Below are 16644 nucleotides of genomic sequence, written 5' to 3'. Positions count from 1 at the left end.
GGCAGGACAGGCGTCGACCCCCGCCCGGATGCGCTGGACGGGGGTCGACGGGTGATCCGGAGTGAGTACCGGACCACGGCCCGGGTCGGATGACGGCCCGGGCCGCTACGCCGGGATCACTCGGAGGCGGCGGTGAGCCGGGCGATCTCGTCGTCGGTCAGGGTCAACCGGCCGCCGGCGAGCAGGTCGGGGACCTGCTGGGCGATCCGGGCACTGGCGATCGGGGCGAGGACCGTGGGCTGCGCGGCGAGCCAGGCCAGCGACACCGCGGTCACCGAGGTGTCGTGGGCGGCGGCGATCGCGTCCAGTTCGGCCAGGACGCCGCGACCGCGGTCGTCGAGGAACGAACGGGCCTGCCCGGCGCGGGGGCTGGAGTCGTCGGCGGAGGCATCCCGGTACTTGCCGGTGAGGAACCCGCTGGCCAGGGCGTAGTACGGGACGGTGGACAGTCCGTGCTCGGCGACGACGGGCAGCAGGTCGGCCTCGAACTCCTTGCGGACCACCAGGTTGTACTCGGGCTGCAGCGCCTCGAAGCGGGCCGCCCCGGTGTCCCGGGCGATCTGCAGGGCCGAGCTCAGCCGGTCCGCGGAGTAGTTGCTGGCCCCGACGACACGGACGGTGCCTTCGCGGACGAGTTCGTCGAACGCCGCGACGGTCTCCTCCTGCGGGGTGGCCGGGTCGTCGCGGTGCGCCCAGTACAGGTCGATGCGGTCGGTCTGCAGGCGACGCAGCGAATCCTGCACGGCGCGGCGGATCGTGCTGCGGGACAAGCCCTTCGCCGTCTCGAGCGAACCCACCTTGGTGGCGAGCACGATTGCGTCCCGGTTGCCCCGGGAGGCCATCCAGTTGCCGATGATCGTCTCGGACTCCCCGCCGGAGTTGCCCTCGATCCACGCCGAGTAGACGTCCGCGGTGTCGATGAAGTTGCCCCCGCCCTCGACGAACGCGTCGAGCACCTCGAAGGAGGTCTGCTCGTCGGAGGTCCAGCCGAAGACGTTGCCGCCCAGGGACAGCGGGAAGACATCGAGGTCGGTACGGCCGATGGTGGGCATGGGGCGGCTCCCTGCAGCGATCAGGTGCTGACGTTCAGCACCTGCAGGGTCAACGGTCGACCCGGTCCCAGTCTTCCCGTTCCGCCGATCGGCCCGCGCGCGGGCCACCGTCGAGGGTCGCCGGCCCGGGCCGGAGGGGACACCGGACGGGACGCGGTGACGTCCGGGATCAGCGCGGCGGCCGGTAGGCGTCGATGTCGTCGTCGGACTCGAGCCAGGTCAACGGGGCGAGCCCGGCGGGGGCACCCGGATCGGCCCGGGACATGGCCGAGACCCGGGTCGCCGGCAGGCCGAGGGCGATCGCCCCCGGGTCGGTGGGACCCAGCAGTGAGCCGTCCGGGGCGGGCCCGACGGCGGCCAGCGCGTCGGTGGCCGCCGAGCGGGTCAGGGCGAGGTCGGCGCACATGCCGGTGAGCAGTCGGCCCCACTCGGTGGCGGCGGCGTACCCGGCGAGCAGTCGGGCACCCGGGTCGGTGCCCCCGGCGGCCCGGAACTCCGCGGCCACGGCCGCGGCGGCCGGCTGGTCCGAGCCGAAGGCCGGGGTGGGGGCGGTCACCAGCACCCGGCCCTGCGCGGCGACGGCCAGTGCGGCCGGACTCCACACCGCGGGGTCGTACCCGTCCACCGTCGTCACCACCGTGGTCCCGGCGGGGACCGACTCGGCCAGCCGGGAGACCGCGGCCGCGTCGGCCAGCCCGAGCACGACCGGCGCCCCGCCCCAGTCGGTCAGGTCGGTGTCCGAGCCCACCGGTCGGACGGCCAGCGCCCCGGCGCCCTCCTGCCGGACCCACCAGCGTGCGCCGGTCAACGCGTCGACCGCGCTCGGACCACCGTCGGTGAGCACCCCCACCGGCGCACCGGCGGGCAGCAGGTCGGCGCCCTGCAGGTAGGCCAGGGCGTTAATGGCCAGGACGTCGTCCGTGGCGCCGACGGGGAGCGGGGCGGAGGTCAGCGCGGGGCCTCCGGCGGCCAGCGCCGGCATCGCGTCGGCGGCCAGCAGGTCCGCGAGATCACCCCCGCCGGGGGTGGTGATGACCCCCAGGGCGTCCCGTCCGACCTGCCGGTAGGCCTCGGCCGGGTCGGTCGGCACGCCGCCGGCCCCGGTGACCACCAGGGTGACGGACCGCCCGCACAGTCCACCGTCGGCGTTGACCGAGCCTTGCCACAGCCGGACCCCCTGCACGGTGCCGCGGTCCCGCTCGGGGTCCACGAGCACGGCCAGGGTGATCGCGGTGCTGCTCACCCCGGGACCGGTGACCAGGCCCGCGGGGGTCACCGGGGTGATGCTCACGGAGGTGACCGCGCTCGCCGGGTCGTCGGTGACCGACGCGACGCCGTCCCCGCCGGCGGCGGTACATCCCGCGAGCAGCAGGGCCAGGGCGAGGGGGACGGCCCGCCCGCCTCGACGTGCGGCGCGGCGGGGCGGGGTCACCGGGTCACGGTACCGAGCCCCGGGTGGGGGAACGCCGACGGCGCCGGCCCGGACGCTCCGCCGTGAGTGCGGCGGGCGAACGGACCGGCGCCGTCGGGCACCGCTCACCAGGAGCGGGCATCAGCCCCAGCAGATGTCCTGCGCCTCGGCGCTGGTGATGCTGGGCAGGCCGTCCACGGGGGAGTCGGTGACCAGGGTCAGGCCGGTGTCGAAGAAGTCGAGACCGGGGCTGAACGCGGGGGCCTCGCCGCCACGGGCCAGGGCCGCGACGGTGTCGACGCCGTACGCCGCCATCCGCGACGGGTACTGCAGAGCGGTCGCGCCGATGACCCCGGCGGTGACGTCGGCGATGCCGCCGCAGCCGCCGTCGATCGACACCACGACGGGCGCGGTGATGTTGGCCGAGGTGAGGGCGGCGACGCCACCCGCACCGGCCGGCTCGTTCAGGGAGTAGACGGTGTTGATGTTGGGGCCGCTGTCCTGGGTCAGGCAGAGCTCCATGGCCGAGCGGCCGCCGTCGTTGGACCCGGTGGTCGGCTCGTTGCAGACGATCTCGTACTCGCCGCCCTTGCCGCCGGAGTAGGTACCCGTCGGGTCCTCGTCCCCGTTGACCTGGTCGTCCTTGGTGTCGATGCCCATGCCGGTGAGGAAGCCCTGGTCACGCTGGTGGTCCAGGGAGACGATCTTGTCGTTGAACAGGTCGAGCATCGCGATGGTGGCCTTCTCGCCGTTCAGCTGGGCCGCGGCCCACTCACCGATCAGGGTGCCGGCGGTGAAGTTGTTCGACGCGAAGGTCATGTCGGCGAGATCGGTGGGAGTCAGCGGGGTGTCGAGCGCGATGATGATGATCCCGGCGGCCTTGGCCTTCTCCAGCGCCGGGTTCACACCCGGGCCGTTCGTGGTGATCAGGATGCCCTTGTCGCCGCGGGCGATGGCCTGCTCCACGGCGTCGATCTGGGCCTGCTCGTCACCGTCCGCCGATCCGGACGCCAGGGTCAGGTTCACGCCGACCTTCGCGGCCTCCGCCTCCGCCGCCTCGTTCAGGGCGATGAAGAAGGGGTTGTTCTGGGTCTTGGTGATCAGCGAGACGCCGACCGTCTCCCCCTCGGGGACGACGATGGTGGGCACGGCCGCCTCGGTCGCGGCCGCGGACCCGGAGGTCGCCGAGCCGGACGACGCGGCCGAGGACGACCCCGAGGACGCGGACCCGGACGACGTGGCGGAGCCGGCGGCGCTGCTCGCGGCGGACGACGCGGCCGACGTGCCGCTGCTCGCGGCGGTACCGCCGCTGCCGCAGGCGCTCAGCAGCAATGTGGCCGAGGCGAGGGCGGCCAGCGATCCGGTCCGCCACTTCAGTGCCCTGCTTGACTGCATCTGGGTTCTCCTCCTGGGTTCCGGCGGCTTCGGCGAAGACGCAGGGGTGTGGGGCTGGTCGATCGCGTGCTGCCGGCCACGGACGGGGCGGCCCGCACCGTCCGGGTCGGACGTGGACCCCGGACGAGCTCGGTCGTTCTTGTACGTACAGACCATACGAGTGGGACCAGGGAGCGTCAAGACACGATGCGGACACGGTCGCCCCCGGCGTTCGTCGTTCGTCCGAGAGGCCTACGAGCGCGGGAATGATCGGCGGATTGACAGCAGCAGTCAGCTCGTCCAGTCTGTACGTACAAGCAAGACAACCGCCACGTCATGCCTGGGGTGATCCCCTGCGGGTGGTCGTCCTCACCGGTCCGGCAGCGCTTCCCGCTCTGCGGCCCGTCCTCGCGGAACCCCCTCCGCACCCCGGCGTGCACACCCGCGCGCCGGCCCCATCCGTCCGAAAGGGTCACCGACATGGCGCTGGTCAGCGGTCTCGAGATCATCGAGGAATGCACGTCCCGCAACCTCGTCGCCGGTGCGTTCAACACCACCAACCTGGAGACGACGATGGGCATCGTCGCCGCGGTCGAGCGGGTGGGCGTCCCCACCTTCATCCAGGTGGCGCCGACGAACGTGGCCCTGTCCGGGTACGAGTACATCTACGACATGGTCGCCCGCCGGCTGGCCGACTGCCCCGTCCCGGTGGCGCTCCATCTCGACCACGGCAAGAGCATCGGCGCCGTCGAGGACGCGTTGGCCGCCCGCTTCACCTCGATCATGATCGACGCGTCCGAGGAGCCGTACGAGGAGAACCTGGCCGTCTCCGCCCGGGCGCGCACCCTGGTCGGTCCGGAGCTCGCCCTCGAGGCGGAGCTCGGCAGCATCGGTGGAAAGGAGGACGACATCGGCCCGGAGCAGGAGCACCGCACCGATCCGGCCCAGGTCGGCCGGTTCGTGGCCGAGGTCGGCTGCGACATGCTCGCGGTGTCGGTGGGCAACGTCCACGGTCACGCACCGGATGCCCGGATCGACTTCGACCTGCTCGCCCGCGTCCGGGAGGCGACCACGGTCCCGCTCGTCGTGCACGGTGGGTCCGGTCTGCCCGTCGAGCAACTCGGCCGGCTGCACGAGTTCGGGGTGGTCAAGGTGAACGTGGCCAGCGATCTGCGGAACGCGATGATCCGGGCGTTCGGAGAGGCCTGGGTCGCCAACCCGAACGAGGCCTCGCTCATCCGCGTCTCGCAGCAGGCGGTCGCCGCGATCACCGAGGTCGTCGAACGGCGGATCCGCGTGCTCAACCCCGTCGTCGGCTGACGCCGCATCATGCTCCCGACCGTCACCATCGACATCGGCACCACCAGCGTGAAGCTGTGCCTGTTCGACGCCGAGGGCCGGTCGGTGGCCTCCGCACGGCACTCCACCCCGACCACCGGTGACCGGTGGGGCGAGATCTACGACGTCGAGGCCCTGCACGCGATGGTGCTGGGTTTCGTCCGGGGGGTGCCGACCTCGGTCCGGGAATCGGTCCGGCGCGTGAGCATCGCCGGCGTCGGCGAGTCCGGCGGCCTGGTCCGACCCGACGCCACCCTCGCCTCCCCGATGATCCTGTGGCACGACCACCGCGGGGCCGATCTCCTCGCCGTGCTCACCGACGACCAGCGGGCCACCATCTCGGCGATCACCGGGCTGCCGGTGAATGCGAACTACGGCCTGTCGAAGGCCGCGTGGGCGCTCGCCCACGCCGGGGACGCCGGCCGGGACGCCCGGTGGCTGAACATCGCCGAGTACCTCGCCGCCCGGATGACCGGCCGGCGGTGGTCGGAACGGTCGCTGGCCAGTCGCACGATGGCGCTGGACGTGTCGACCGGGACGTGGTCGGCGGAGGTGTGCGCGCTGCTGGGGGTCGATGTCGGGCTGTTCCCCGAGGTGCGGTCGGCGGCCGAGGGCACCGTCGTGACCGCCGCCTGGGCCGGCGAGGCCGCGCTGGGTCCCGACGTGGTCGTGCACGTGGCCGGCCACGACCACATGGTCGGCGCGATCGGCGCCGATCTGCGGCGCGGCGAGCTGCTCAACTCCACCGGCACCACCGAGGGTCTGCTGTTCCTCCGGGACCACCCCGATCTGTCCGCCGCGGCCCGGCGGTCCAAGCTGGCGAACGGGCTGGCCTGCCGCGGGTCGGACTTCACCCTCTTCGCCTCCATCCCGACGGGCGGATCGGCGTTCGCGACCGTCGGATCGATGCTCGGCATGGACACCGGGAGCCTGCTCGGCTGCCTGCAGGAGCTGCACACCCGTTGGCTGGCCGATGATGTCGACCTGGCTGCCGTTCCGCTGGTGCTCCCGCAGTTCCGCGGCAGCCCGCCGCCGGACAAGTCGGCCGTGGCGCGCGGGGTGATGGCCGGCATCGGGTCGGACACCGCGGTCGAGGACGTCGTGCTGGGCTGCTTCCTCGGGCTGGTCCGCCAGTTCCAGGACGTCCTGACGCTGTTCCGCGTCCCGGTGGAACGGGTCAAGGTCATCGGGCCGGCGGCCCGCAACGATCTCTGGCTCCAGCTCAAGGCCGATCTGCTGGGCATCCCGTTGAGTGTGGCCGCCGTCCCCGAGGTCGTCTCCCGGGGCGCGCAGGCGCTGGCGTCGGGCACCGTGCTGGACTGGGCCGGCTGCTCCCCCCGGGAGATCGCCCCCGACGGCGGGCGCACCGACCGGCTGCGCGAGTGGTCGGCGACCAGCTCGGCCCGGTGGGAGCACATGAAGGCGATGCCGGCGTGAGCGTCCGGCCCGGCAGGCGGAGCGAGGGCCCGGGCTTCCCCGGGCCGGCAGGGGGACGGTCATGACGTTGGTCGCCGGGATCGACTCGTCCACCCAGGCGTGCAAGGTGACGGTGCGCGACCTGGCCACCGGCGCGCAGGTCCGGGAGGGCAAGGCGTCGCACCCGGCCGCGACGATCGTGGATCCCGAGGCCTGGTGGGCGGCCCTGTTGCTGGCCGTCGACCGGGCCGGCGGCCTGGCCGACGTCGAGGCCGTGTCGGTGAGCGGGCAGCAGCACACCCCCGTCTTCCTCGGTGCGTCCGGTGAGGTCGTCTGCCCGTCGCCACTGTGGAACGACACCGGTTCGCACCGGCAGATGACCGACCTGAACGCCGAACTGGGCCGGGACGAGTGGATCCGCCGCACCGGCCTGCCGCTGACCCTGTCCGACACGGTGGCCAAGCTGCGCTGGCTCCGGGACGTCGATCCCACGTCCGCGGACCGGACGGCGGCGGTCGCCGTGGTGCACGACTGGTTGACCTGGCGGCTGCGCGGCTTCGGCCCGACCGGCGGTCCGACGGGTGACCTGGCCGAACTCATCACCGACCGGTCCGAGGCCAGCGGCACCGGGTACTGGTCGCCGGACAGCGGGGAGTACTGCCTGGATCTGGTCGAGCACGCCTTCGGTGCCGCCGTCCTGCTGCCGCGGGTGCTCGGGCCGCTGGAGCGGGCCGGGGTGACCGGGGTCGGCATCCCGGGCATCCCCGCCGGCATCGCCGTCGGCGTCGGGAGCGGCGACAACGCCGCGGCAGCACTGGCTCTCGGCCTGGCCGAGGGGGACACGGTGCTCTCCCTGGGGACCTCCGGCGTGGTCTACACCCGGTCGGCGGAGCCGGTCCACGACTACGCCGGACACGTCTGCAACTACGCCGACGCCACCGGACGGCACCTGCCGCTGGTCGCCACGCTGAACGCCGCGCGCAATCTCGACGCCGGCGCCGCCCTCCTGGGGTGCACGCACGACGAGCTGTCCGATCTCGCCCTGCAGGCGCCGCCCGGGGCGGAGGGGCTGACCCTCGTCCCGTACTTCGAGGGGGAGCGCACCCCGGACCTGCCGCAGGCCCGGGGGTCGCTCATGCAGGCCTCGCTGGCCAACTTCACCCGGCCCAACTTCGCCCGCGCGGTCATCGAGGGCACCCTGCTCAACCAGGTGGCCATGTTGCAGGCGCTGGCGGCGTGCGACCTGCGGACCGACCGGTTGATCCTCATCGGCGGGGCGTCCCGCAGCCCGGCGGTGCGCGAGGTGCTGACCCAGCTCGTCGACGTCCCCGTCGTGCTCCCCGGTCCGGACGAGTACGTCACCAGAGGGGCGGCCATGCAGGCGGTCTCGACGCTGACCGGGTCGTTCCCGGCCTGGCCGGTCGAGCGGGTGAGCCTGCCGGCGGCGGCCAGCGAGCCGCGGATCGGGCAGCAGTACGAGGCGGCCACCGGCGCCCTGGGCTACCGCTGACCTCTCCGCCGGCCCGGTGGGGAACACCGCGGCGGGCCGACGGTGGGCCCCCTAAGCTGGGCAGCCGGGTGGCCTCCCGGCCGCACGACACGGTCCCCGCGCGGGGGTCCCCCGCGGTGGAGCCGCTCGGCGGAGGTGACGGTCATGCCCAGCGCCGCCCGTCGCCCGGTCTCCTGCGGCGTCGACATCGGGAGCACCAACACCAAGGTCGTGGCCCTGGCCGCGGACGGCGTGGTCGTCGCCCGGGCGTCGGGTCCCACCCCGCGCGACCCCGCCGGGTTGTCGCTGGACGTCACCGCCGTGCTCGACACGGTGGACGCCATGATCACCCGGGTCTGCGGGGAGACCCACGAGATCCACGCGATCTGCGTCGTGGGGGTCGGCGAGGACGGGGTACTGGTCGACGCCGATCGGCGACCGCTCGGCCCGCCGCTGGCCTGGTTCGATCCCCGTCGGCAGGGCGTGTTCAGCGGCTTGCGGTCACGTCTGCCGGACGACCGGACCCTGGACGCGGAGAGCGATCCGGCCCGGGCCATGGTCGGGTGGGCCTGGTCCCGCGGCCAACCCGGGGGTGACACCGCGGCCGGCTGGGTGGCCGTGGCCGACCTGGCCGCCGTCCGCTGGGCCGGCCGCGCCTTCCTGTCCGACACCCTCGCCGCGCGCACCGGCGCCTGGCGGTCCACGGACCGGTCATGGGCGGCCGACCGGGTCGAGGCGACGCTGGGTTCGACGGATCTGCTGCCCCGGGTGCTCGGCGCCGGGGAGATCGTCGGCGCGCTGCGCTCGCCGACATGGCGCACGGCCGGGCTCCTCGGCCCGGATGCGATCGTCGTGGCCGGCGGACACGATCACGCCATCGGTGGCTGGGGGGTGGACCAGTGGGTGCCCGGCGTGGTCCTGGACTCGATGGGCACGGCCGAGGTCGCGGTCACCCACTACGACGGGGCGCCGGCCGTGCGCCCCCCGGGGGTGGACCTGGCCCCGGGTGTCCGGTCGGCCGGGCGGACCGTCTCGCGGGTGGAGGAGCTGACCCGGAACGCGGCGTGGGCCGCCCAGGATCCGGCGGTGGGCACCGAGCTGCAGCGGATCCTCACCGGCGAGCAGGCCCCCGTCCCGTCGGTGGACAGCGGACTGTTCCTGCCGGGTCGGCGCGGCGGCGGCCGACCCGGCTACGCCGCCGACGCCCCACGCGATCCCCGGGCCCGGGCCTCGGTCGTGCTGGGCGCCCTCGCCCGGCTGGGCCGGGACGCCGTCGACGCGGTGCAGGAGGTGGTCGGGCGGGGCCGCGAGGTCCGCCTGGCCGGCGGGTGGAGTCGGCAGCCCGGTTGGCTGGAGATCAAGGCCGCCGTCGACGGTGTCGCGGCCCCGGTGATCGCCGAACCGGAGGTGTCGGCGGTCGGTGCGGCCCTGCTGGCCGCGCGCGCCCGGGGCTGGACCCCGTCGCCCGCCGTGGCCCTGGGCGGCGCGGACGGGGTGGCGGTCAGCTGGCGGTGACGTTGACCTCGAGCGGTACGACGTCCGTGAGCACCCAGGTCTCGTAGTAGTCGAAGCGCACCTGCTCGTCGTTCCACGACAGCGAGCGGACCCGGAGCACCGGCTGGTCGGGGTCGATCCGCAGGTGGCCGGCGACCGGCTCGGGCGCCCGCATGGCCCGGATGACGCGCCGCGCGCCGCTGGTCACGAAGCCGGCCTTGCGCAGGGTGTGGTTCACCGAGCCGTTGCCCTGCAACACGTCCTCCGCCGCGGCGATCGCCTGGCCGATGTCCGGGGGGAACCAGTTGGTGCTGAACATGGCGGTCCGGCCGTCGAGCGAACGGAGCCGCTGCAGGGCGAAGACCTGGTCCCGGCCGTCACCGCGGATCTCCAGGGCGTCGGCCACGTGCTGGGCGGGGGCGACGAACCGGGCGTCGACCACCTGTGTGGTGATGCCGGTGCGACCGGTGCTGATCTGCGACTCCAGGAAGCCCTGCGCGTCCTGCACCGTCCAGCCCGACGTCTCCCCGGGGGCGGAGGCGAAGACGCCGCGCCGGGCGACCCGGCGGGCGAAGCCCTCGGACTCCAACTTGGCCAGGGTCTGTCGGACGGTGGCCCGGGACAGACCGAACTCCCGGCACAGCTCGTTCTCGCTGGGCAGGCGGGCGTCCGTGGCGATGGAACCGTCCGCGATGCGGTCGCGGAGGATGCCGAACAGCTGCTCGTAGTACGGGACCGGGGAATCCCGCTCGACGGTCTGCGGCACGGCCACGTTCCTTTCGCGGGGGACATCGGGGCCCGGACCGGTCGTCACGAGCTGTACGTACAGCCTGGACTAAGCATACAATTCGGCCGTATCGTAACAGTCAGCTGATCAGGCCCACCGGAGACGCCGCGAGGCGCGGAGGGCCGTTCTTCAGGTACGCACCGGCCTGCCGCCCGCACCGCACCGACACTCCTGGGAGCTCCGATGAACCCGACCATGCGCGCCGCCCTCGCCGACGGGAACGGCGGCATCGACATCCGGGAGCTGCCGGTGCCCGTGGCCCGGGAGGGGTGGGTGGTCCTCGCCCCCGTCGGGACCGGGGTCTGCGGCACCGATCTCCACCTCATCGCCGGTGACTACCCGCACGGCCGCTTCCCGGTGGTGCCCGGGCACGAGTTCGCCGGGATCGTCACGCAGGTCGGTGCCGGGGTGAGTGCCCTCGCCGAGGGCGACTACGTCGGCGTCGACCCCAACATCACCTGTGGTGTCTGCCCGATGTGCCGGGCGGGGGCGGCCAACCTGTGCGTGGACATCCTGCCCGTCGGGGTGGCCATCGACGGGTCGTGCGCCGAGTACGTCGCCGTCCCGGCCGGCATCGTGCACCCGCTGGACCCGGCGATCACGCACCGCGCCGCCCCGCTGGTCGAACCGTTCGCCTGTGTGCTGCACGCGCTGGACCGGGCCCCGGGGTGGCGGGACGACGAGGTCGTCGTCTTCGGCGCCGGGTCCATCGGGCTGATGGCCGTGGTACTGGCCCGCGCCGAGGGGGCGGCCGGAGTCCGGATCGTCGAGCCCAACGCCTCCCGCCGCGCCGCCGCCCTGGAACTCGGTGCCCTGCAGGCGGTCCCGAGCGTCGAGGAGCTCGACCGGTCGGTGTTCGACCTGGCCGTCGACGCCAGCGGCCACCCGGCGGCGATCACCGCCGCGCTCGCCGCCCTCGGCCCCCGCGGCCGGCTCGTGCAGATGGGCGTGGCCTCACCGGCAGCGTCCGTCGCGCTGAGCCCCTACGAGGTCTTCGCCAAGGAGCTCACCGTCATCGGCTCGAACTCCCTGGCCGACCGCTACCCGGAGGCGGCCGAACGGATGGTCGACCTGCAGGACGCCCTCGTCGGCCTGGTCACCGCGACCTTCCCGCTCGAGCGGTACGCCGACGCGCTGGCCGCCGCCCGCAGCCCCGAGCAGGTCAAGGTGCAGATCACCGGCTGACCCGGTCCGGCGGCGTCACTGCCAGATGTCGCCCTCGGAGTGCAGGATCTCCCCGTCGAGGACGAAGAGCGGGGCGGGGTCCTCGATCGCCGCCTCCAGATCGGTACCCGACATCGCCCTGTCCCGGCCGATGACCAGGGCGATCCCCGCGGTGGGATCCAGCCCGGGGACGTCGTCGAGGGCGTCGAACCCGCCCGCATGGGTGATCTGGTAGATGGCCCGACCCAGATGGTTCACGTCCTCGGCGGCCGCCTCCGCGGAGTCGTCCGGCCAGGCCTGCGCGTAGGCGGCCCGGCCCGCGTCGAGGACGGCGGCCTCCGACGTGAGGCGGTAGTCCCGACGGGTCAGGACGCTCAGCTGGTTGAACTCGGCCGTGTCGTCCAGCGGGTCCGGCTCTCCGTCTTCCTCTCCGTCGTCCTCGTCGTCCGCCCATTCCTCGGTCCGGGCGAGTGGGCTCAACGGGCTGCTCGCGGCCGTGAGGTCGAACTCGGCGTCGGCCAGCACCCCGAACGCATCGGTCACCGTGTCGCCCGACCGCAGGATCGCGAGCTGCTCGGCCTCCCCGGTCGCTGCCGTCACGGTCGCGACGTGGAGGCGGAGGACCTCGATGGCCTCCTCCGCGGCCTGCGCGAACGCAGCCCGCCGTTCGTCCGTCCAGAGACCGGCTGCCCACTTCTCGTTGTCCACGTCCGCAGGCTATGCGTCGACGATCAGGTCGGTCCAGCGCCTTCGGACCTACCGGTCGGACCGGGCTCTCCGGGCCGGAGGGGCACCGGTCGCTGGACGAATGCAGGTGCCTCGTGGTCGGTGGGGTGTCTTGTCAGGGTGCTGCCGGCACGGCACGCTCGGAGACCACCGCTGTCGTGATCGGAGCGCCATGGCCACCGTCCGTACGTTCACCACCACCCTGCTGCAGCAGGGCAACAACGTGGGGATCGAGGTTCCCCCGGACGTCGTCGAGTCGTTCGACGCCGGCAGGCGGGTGCCGGTCAGGGTGTCGCTGCGGGACCACCGGTACGACTCGACGATCGCGGTGATGGGCGGCCGGTTCCTGGTTCCCGTGTCGGCCGCGCACCGCGCAGCAGCGGGAGTGGCCGGCGGTGACGAGGTCTCGGTGACGCTCGAGCACGATCCGCAGCCGCGCACGGTGGACGTCCCGGCCGATCTGGCCGACGCGCTGACGTCGGCCGGCGTCCGGGAGGCCTTCGACGCCCTGCCCGCCGGCGGCCGCAAGGGGCACGTCCGGTCGGTGACCGAGGCCAAGGCCGACGCCACCCGGGCCCGGCGCATCGCCAAGGTCGTCGACCAGCTCGGCGGCTGAAGGTCGCTCCGACACCGCTCGTCACCGTCCGCACCGGTCACCGGGTGCCCCGGTCGGCCGTGCGCCAGACTGTTCCCGGCCTCGAGGCACGCCGGGCCGGGGATCTCTGGGGGACGCAGTGGTGGACTGGGACGGCGCCGGCTACGAGCAGGTCAGCGAGCTGCAACGCACGATGGCCCGTCGGGCCCTGGCCGAGCTCACGGTGCGCGGTGACGAACGCTGCCTGGACGTCGGGTGCGGCGACGGGTACGTCAGCCGGCTCGTCGCCGCCCAGCTGCCCGAGGGCTCGGTGCTGGGCGTGGATCCGTCGCCCCGGATGATCGAGGTGGCCCGGGCCGCGCCGCTGCCGCCGAGCACCGATGTGCGGTTCGCCGCCGGTGATGTGCTGGATCTGCCCTTCCGCGCCGAGTTCGACCTGGTGTGCTCGTTCAACGCCCTGCACTGGGTGCGCGACCAGGCGACCGCATTGGTGAATCTGCGGCGCGCCGTCCGGGACGACGGCCGCCTGCTGCTCCGGTTCGTCTGCGCCGGTGGACGTCCCAGTCTGGACGACGTCGCCATGCAGGTGTGTGGACGGGAACCCTGGCGGGCCCGCCTCGGCGAGATCTCTGCGCCCTTCGCGCATCCCGACCCGACGGAGTACCGCGTGCTGGCGGAGCGGGTCGGGCTGACGGTCCGACGCGCCGACGTGTCGGACGAGTCGTGGGACTTCGCCGACGACGACGCGTTCGCCCGCTGGTGCACCGTGGGGTTCGCGGACTGGACCGCGCGCCTGGCGCCGTCCGCGGTGCAGGACTGGGTGGCCGACGTCGTGCGGGCCTACCGGGCGGTCGTACCCGAGCCGGGGCGGTTCCGGTTCTTCCAGCTCACCGTCGAGGCCGTGCCGGTCCCGTCCTGACCCGTGCTGTGGGTTCCGGGAATCCGGCCGTGGGGTGGGTCGCCTCGTGACGACCACCGTGATGGGTGACAGCGCCGGGGAGAAAGGATCCCGCGCCGGAGTCGGTGGACCTACAGCGGCAAGGTGTTGCGCAGCACCCCTTCTCCCTGTGCACGCCCGGACAGCACGGCGACGAGATCGAGGGCGTCCAGGGACACGGTCTCGCCGCCGCTGCCGGAGGTGTAGGTGCCTCCGGCGGGTCCGGTGAGCTCGACGACGAACGGCTCGCCGTGGGTCGCCGCCCATTCGGCGACGATGTCGGCGACGATGCGGCCGTCATGCGCCGGGTCGAGGTCCATCGGACGATCGGTCGCGGCGGCGATGTCCATGCGGTGCGCCCAGACGTCGCGGGTGAAGCCGATGTCGAACAGGTACGCGAGTGGCTGGCGGCCGACGGGCGCGGGCAGGTTGAGCAGGGGCAGCCGGGTGATCAGTCGCGGCATCCTCGTCCGGGCGGCACGGGCCCGTTCGGCGTTGCGCTCCCATTCCGCGATGAGGTCGGCGGTGGGGAGGGTGGACCGCTCACGGACCTGGATCTCGTTCATGCCGTCCCACCAGTACTGGGCGCCGATCTGCTCCATCAGGGGCCTGCCCGCCCGAACCTGGCGGAGGAACTCGCGGGGCGAGATCTGGCCGGCGGCTCCGCCGACCACGTGGGCCGCCACCGCCCGCACGTCCCAACGGTCGCAGGCTGTGGGCCTCGACCAGTCGTGGGTGTCGAGCGAGTGGAGCTGCTCCAGGAATTTCCTGTTCTCCACACGGGTGATCGCCATTGCTTCGTCGTGTGAGATCCGTTCGATGGTCGTCACATCGGTCGCGGCGGTCGGATTCATGGGCTGGCCTCTCAGGACGGGGAGGGGATGTTCTCGGGGTGCCGCTCGAGTTCGGCGAGGTACATCCGCACCGCGCGCCGGGAGAGACGTACCCAGCGATCTCCGCCCGGGTCGTTGGCGACCTGCTGATCGCTGAGGCCGGCCACGATCGCGGTGAACAGGTCGAGATCCTCCGGTTCGCTGGCACCCGCGGCAGCCAGACGGGCGCCGGCGACGTCGTAGAACGCCACGGCGACCGCGTAGGACTCCGGTGACGGTTCGAAACCGGGCACGGGTCTCTGGAAGAGGAGCTGATACCGGACCGGGTCCTCGGTCGAGAAACGGATGATGGTCTCGACGAGCTCGGCGAGCGCCTCCACCGGATCCTCGCGTTCGGGGAGAGCTGTCGCCGCCGCCAGGAGCTGACGATTGCCCTGGGCGAACATCGCGTCGAAGAGCGCCAGTTTCGAGTCGAAGTACGCGTACAGCGAAGGCTGCCGGAGATCGACCTGCGCGGCCAGATCCCGGAGGGAGATCGCCCCCAGGCCGTCGCGTCGGGCCAGCTTCCAGGCTTCGTCGATGATGGTCGAGCGCTTGGCCTCATGGCGCTCACGTCGCCGGTCGGTGGCGATCTCGGGTGGCAAGATCCGCTCCTTCGATCAGGGGTCGTCGACCTGTCGGCCATGGTGTCGCTCCGGGCCGTCCCGGAGGCGGGTACTCGGTCAGACGCGGTCGAGGATCTCGTCGAGCCAGTCGAAGGCACGCTGGTAGAACAGCGAGGAGGCTCCGGCCTCGTCGTGCTCGCCGGCGCCCTCGGCGTCGGTGAACCGGATGTACTTCTTCTCCACGGTCAGCGCGTCGTACAGCTCCTGCCCCCCGCCCCCGCGGACGTCGTTCTCGGCGGCGCAGATCAATGTCGGGCAGGTGATCCGGTCGGCCAGTCCCTCGATGGTGAAGTCCTGGGCGCCGCGGAGATAGCCGATCGGGGTGGCGGCCCCATGGGTCAGCATGCCGCGATTCAGGATGAACGCGAGTTCCGGCGAGGTGGCCATCCCCGCGGTCAGTGCCTCGTCGAGTTCCGCCGGCTCGCCGGTCAGGAACTCCGACCGCAGCGCCTCGGGCAGCAGGCGGGCGCCCGACGAACCCGGGTCGTACTGGGCGGCGTCGGCCACCAGCGCGGCGATGCGGTGCTCCGCGGTCGCGGCGCGGGGTGCCAGGTAGCCACCCCAGCTCCTTCCCAACACCGCCATCCGCTGCGGATCGACGTCGGGTCGGGTGAGCAACCAGTCCACCTGGGGGGTGAGTACGGCTTCCCAGTCCGGCCGGAAGACCAGGCCCTGCTCGATCAACGCCCCGCCCTGCCCAGGACCGTCGACCAGCAGCGTCGCGTATCCACGCTCCAGGGCAGCCGCGCCCCCGGCGAAGTACAGCTCCTCCTTGGTGCCGTCGTAGCCGTCGACCATCACGAGGACCGGGTACGGTCCCGGCCCGCCCGGGGTGATGAAGTATCCCTCGAGACTGGTTGCTTCGTAGGGGATGTGGACGATCTCGGTGCGGAACCGGCCGAGCGCCGCGCCCTTCTGGAAAGCCTCCCGCTGATGTCGGAAGGACGTCGCCAACGCCGTCGAGACCGGCGGTGCGTAGTGGAAGATGCCGGCGTTGCGGTAGTAGGTGCTGGCCCGGAAGTACGCCTCCCGGGCGCTGACCCGGTGCCCCGCGGCCGCGCTGGCGTCAGCGGCCGCCGAGATGCGGTCGGCCAGCTCGGTCCACCGCTGCGCCCAGCTGTCGTGATCACCGGGTACGACGGTGCGTGCGGTCACGAAGCTCTCTCCGACATCTGCACCGTGGTCCCAGACCGAGGAGAGGACCCGCAGGAATTGGCCGTCGAACTCGGAGTCGGTGAATGCGAGTCGGGTGAGAGTCACCGGTTGCGATGACCCGGACGCGGTCACCGGGCCGACCTCGCTGCGGTGATGGCGATGGTCGCGCCGGTCGCCGGCCCGCCCGACAGTGCGGGCAGGAGTGCTC

General features: G+C 73.0%; 15 protein-coding genes. 7 read left to right on the top strand and 8 right to left on the bottom strand.

The window, feature by feature from the left end:
• Window positions 1-116: 116 nt before the first annotated feature.
• From J2S58_RS09100 to J2S58_RS09090, 3 genes are all read right to left on the bottom strand, one after another.
• Complete coding sequence (locus J2S58_RS09100; RefSeq protein WP_205255649.1) at window positions 117-1052, bottom strand: aldo/keto reductase; 936 nt, start codon at window positions 1050-1052, stop codon at window positions 117-119.
• Between the two features lie 169 nt (window positions 1053-1221).
• Window positions 1222-2484 (bottom strand): hypothetical protein, encoded by a 1263-nt coding sequence (locus tag J2S58_RS09095; RefSeq protein ID WP_205255650.1) that lies wholly within the window; start codon window positions 2482-2484, stop codon window positions 1222-1224.
• Window positions 2485-2604: 120 nt separating this feature from the next.
• Complete coding sequence (locus J2S58_RS09090; protein ID WP_205255651.1) at window positions 2605-3858, bottom strand: substrate-binding domain-containing protein; 1254 nt, start codon at window positions 3856-3858, stop codon at window positions 2605-2607.
• Window positions 3859-4317: 459 nt separating this feature from the next.
• Between J2S58_RS09090 and J2S58_RS09085 the strand changes: the two genes are divergently transcribed.
• The 4 genes from J2S58_RS09085 (at window position 4318) to J2S58_RS09070 (ending at window position 9595) form a co-directional block, all read left to right on the top strand.
• Window positions 4318-5157 carry a class II fructose-bisphosphate aldolase gene (locus J2S58_RS09085; RefSeq protein ID WP_205255652.1) on the top strand — a complete coding sequence of 280 codons (840 nt, stop codon included), beginning with the start codon at window positions 4318-4320 and terminating at the stop codon, window positions 5155-5157.
• Between the two features lie 9 nt (window positions 5158-5166).
• Window positions 5167-6612 (top strand): FGGY-family carbohydrate kinase, encoded by a 1446-nt coding sequence (locus tag J2S58_RS09080; RefSeq protein ID WP_205255653.1) that lies wholly within the window; start codon window positions 5167-5169, stop codon window positions 6610-6612.
• Window positions 6613-6673: 61 nt separating this feature from the next.
• Window positions 6674-8101, top strand: coding sequence for an FGGY-family carbohydrate kinase (locus J2S58_RS09075; protein WP_205255654.1), 1428 nt, complete (start codon window positions 6674-6676; stop codon window positions 8099-8101).
• A gap of 144 nt (window positions 8102-8245) precedes the next feature.
• On the top strand, window positions 8246-9595 hold the full coding sequence (locus tag J2S58_RS09070; protein WP_205255655.1) for an FGGY family carbohydrate kinase: 1350 nt from the start codon (window positions 8246-8248) through the stop codon (window positions 9593-9595).
• On the opposite strand, the gene J2S58_RS09065 is transcribed toward J2S58_RS09070, so the two are convergent.
• Window positions 9582-10340, bottom strand: a complete 759-nt coding sequence (locus tag J2S58_RS09065) for a GntR family transcriptional regulator (RefSeq protein WP_205255656.1) — start codon at window positions 10338-10340, stop codon at window positions 9582-9584. The genes J2S58_RS09070 and J2S58_RS09065 overlap by 14 nt on opposite strands.
• A 204-nt stretch (window positions 10341-10544) precedes the next feature.
• Here J2S58_RS09065 and J2S58_RS09060 point away from each other — a divergent pair, with 204 nt between their 5' ends.
• Entirely contained in the window at window positions 10545-11546 is a 1002-nt protein-coding gene (locus tag J2S58_RS09060; RefSeq protein WP_205255657.1) for an alcohol dehydrogenase catalytic domain-containing protein, read from the top strand.
• A gap of 15 nt (window positions 11547-11561) precedes the next feature.
• On the opposite strand, the gene J2S58_RS09055 is transcribed toward J2S58_RS09060, so the two are convergent.
• Entirely contained in the window at window positions 11562-12233 is a 672-nt protein-coding gene (locus J2S58_RS09055; protein WP_205255658.1) for a hypothetical protein, read from the bottom strand.
• A gap of 190 nt (window positions 12234-12423) precedes the next feature.
• On the opposite strand from J2S58_RS09055, the gene J2S58_RS09050 reads away from it, so the two are divergent.
• Complete coding sequence (locus J2S58_RS09050) at window positions 12424-12867, top strand: YdeI/OmpD-associated family protein (RefSeq protein ID WP_205255659.1); 444 nt, start codon at window positions 12424-12426, stop codon at window positions 12865-12867.
• A gap of 121 nt (window positions 12868-12988) precedes the next feature.
• Entirely contained in the window at window positions 12989-13765 is a 777-nt protein-coding gene (locus tag J2S58_RS09045; protein ID WP_306827747.1) for a class I SAM-dependent methyltransferase, read from the top strand.
• Window positions 13766-13875: 110 nt separating this feature from the next.
• Here J2S58_RS09045 and J2S58_RS09040 read toward each other — a convergent pair whose 3' ends face one another.
• The 3 genes from J2S58_RS09040 to J2S58_RS09030 all read right to left on the bottom strand — a co-directional run bounded on the left by J2S58_RS09040 (window position 13876) and on the right by J2S58_RS09030 (window position 16436).
• Window positions 13876-14577 carry a maleylpyruvate isomerase family mycothiol-dependent enzyme gene (locus J2S58_RS09040; RefSeq protein WP_240188456.1) on the bottom strand — a complete coding sequence of 234 codons (702 nt, stop codon included), beginning with the start codon at window positions 14575-14577 and terminating at the stop codon, window positions 13876-13878.
• Window positions 14578-14648: 71 nt separating this feature from the next.
• Window positions 14649-15260, bottom strand: a complete 612-nt coding sequence (locus J2S58_RS09035; RefSeq protein ID WP_205255662.1) for a TetR/AcrR family transcriptional regulator — start codon at window positions 15258-15260, stop codon at window positions 14649-14651.
• 78 nt (window positions 15261-15338) lie between these two features.
• On the bottom strand, window positions 15339-16436 hold the full coding sequence (locus tag J2S58_RS09030; protein ID WP_205255663.1) for an alpha/beta hydrolase family protein: 1098 nt from the start codon (window positions 16434-16436) through the stop codon (window positions 15339-15341).
• Window positions 16437-16644 lie beyond the last annotated feature (208 nt).

It is taken from the genome of Nakamurella flavida (assembly GCF_030811475.1).
Taxonomy (GTDB): domain Bacteria; phylum Actinomycetota; class Actinomycetes; order Mycobacteriales; family Nakamurellaceae; genus Nakamurella; species Nakamurella flavida.
This window is presented reverse-complemented; position numbering and strand designations above follow the sequence as displayed.

Excerpts from the sequence above, each read along its gene's own strand:
- J2S58_RS09090 (WP_205255651.1), bottom strand. The coding sequence starts at position 3,858 with ATGCAGTCAAGCAGGGCACTGAAGTGGCGGACCGGATCGCTGGCCGCC.
- J2S58_RS09060 (WP_205255657.1), top strand. The coding sequence starts at position 10,545 with ATGAACCCGACCATGCGCGCCGCCCTCGCCGACGGGAACGGCGGCATC.
- J2S58_RS09050 (WP_205255659.1), top strand. The coding sequence starts at position 12,424 with ATGGCCACCGTCCGTACGTTCACCACCACCCTGCTGCAGCAGGGCAAC.
- J2S58_RS09075 (WP_205255654.1), top strand. The coding sequence starts at position 6,674 with ATGACGTTGGTCGCCGGGATCGACTCGTCCACCCAGGCGTGCAAGGTG.
- J2S58_RS09080 (WP_205255653.1), top strand. The coding sequence starts at position 5,167 with ATGCTCCCGACCGTCACCATCGACATCGGCACCACCAGCGTGAAGCTG.
- J2S58_RS09100 (WP_205255649.1), bottom strand. The coding sequence starts at position 1,052 with ATGCCCACCATCGGCCGTACCGACCTCGATGTCTTCCCGCTGTCCCTG.
- J2S58_RS09070 (WP_205255655.1), top strand. The coding sequence starts at position 8,246 with ATGCCCAGCGCCGCCCGTCGCCCGGTCTCCTGCGGCGTCGACATCGGG.
- J2S58_RS09040 (WP_240188456.1), bottom strand. The coding sequence starts at position 14,577 with ATGGCGATCACCCGTGTGGAGAACAGGAAATTCCTGGAGCAGCTCCAC.
- J2S58_RS09085 (WP_205255652.1), top strand. The coding sequence starts at position 4,318 with ATGGCGCTGGTCAGCGGTCTCGAGATCATCGAGGAATGCACGTCCCGC.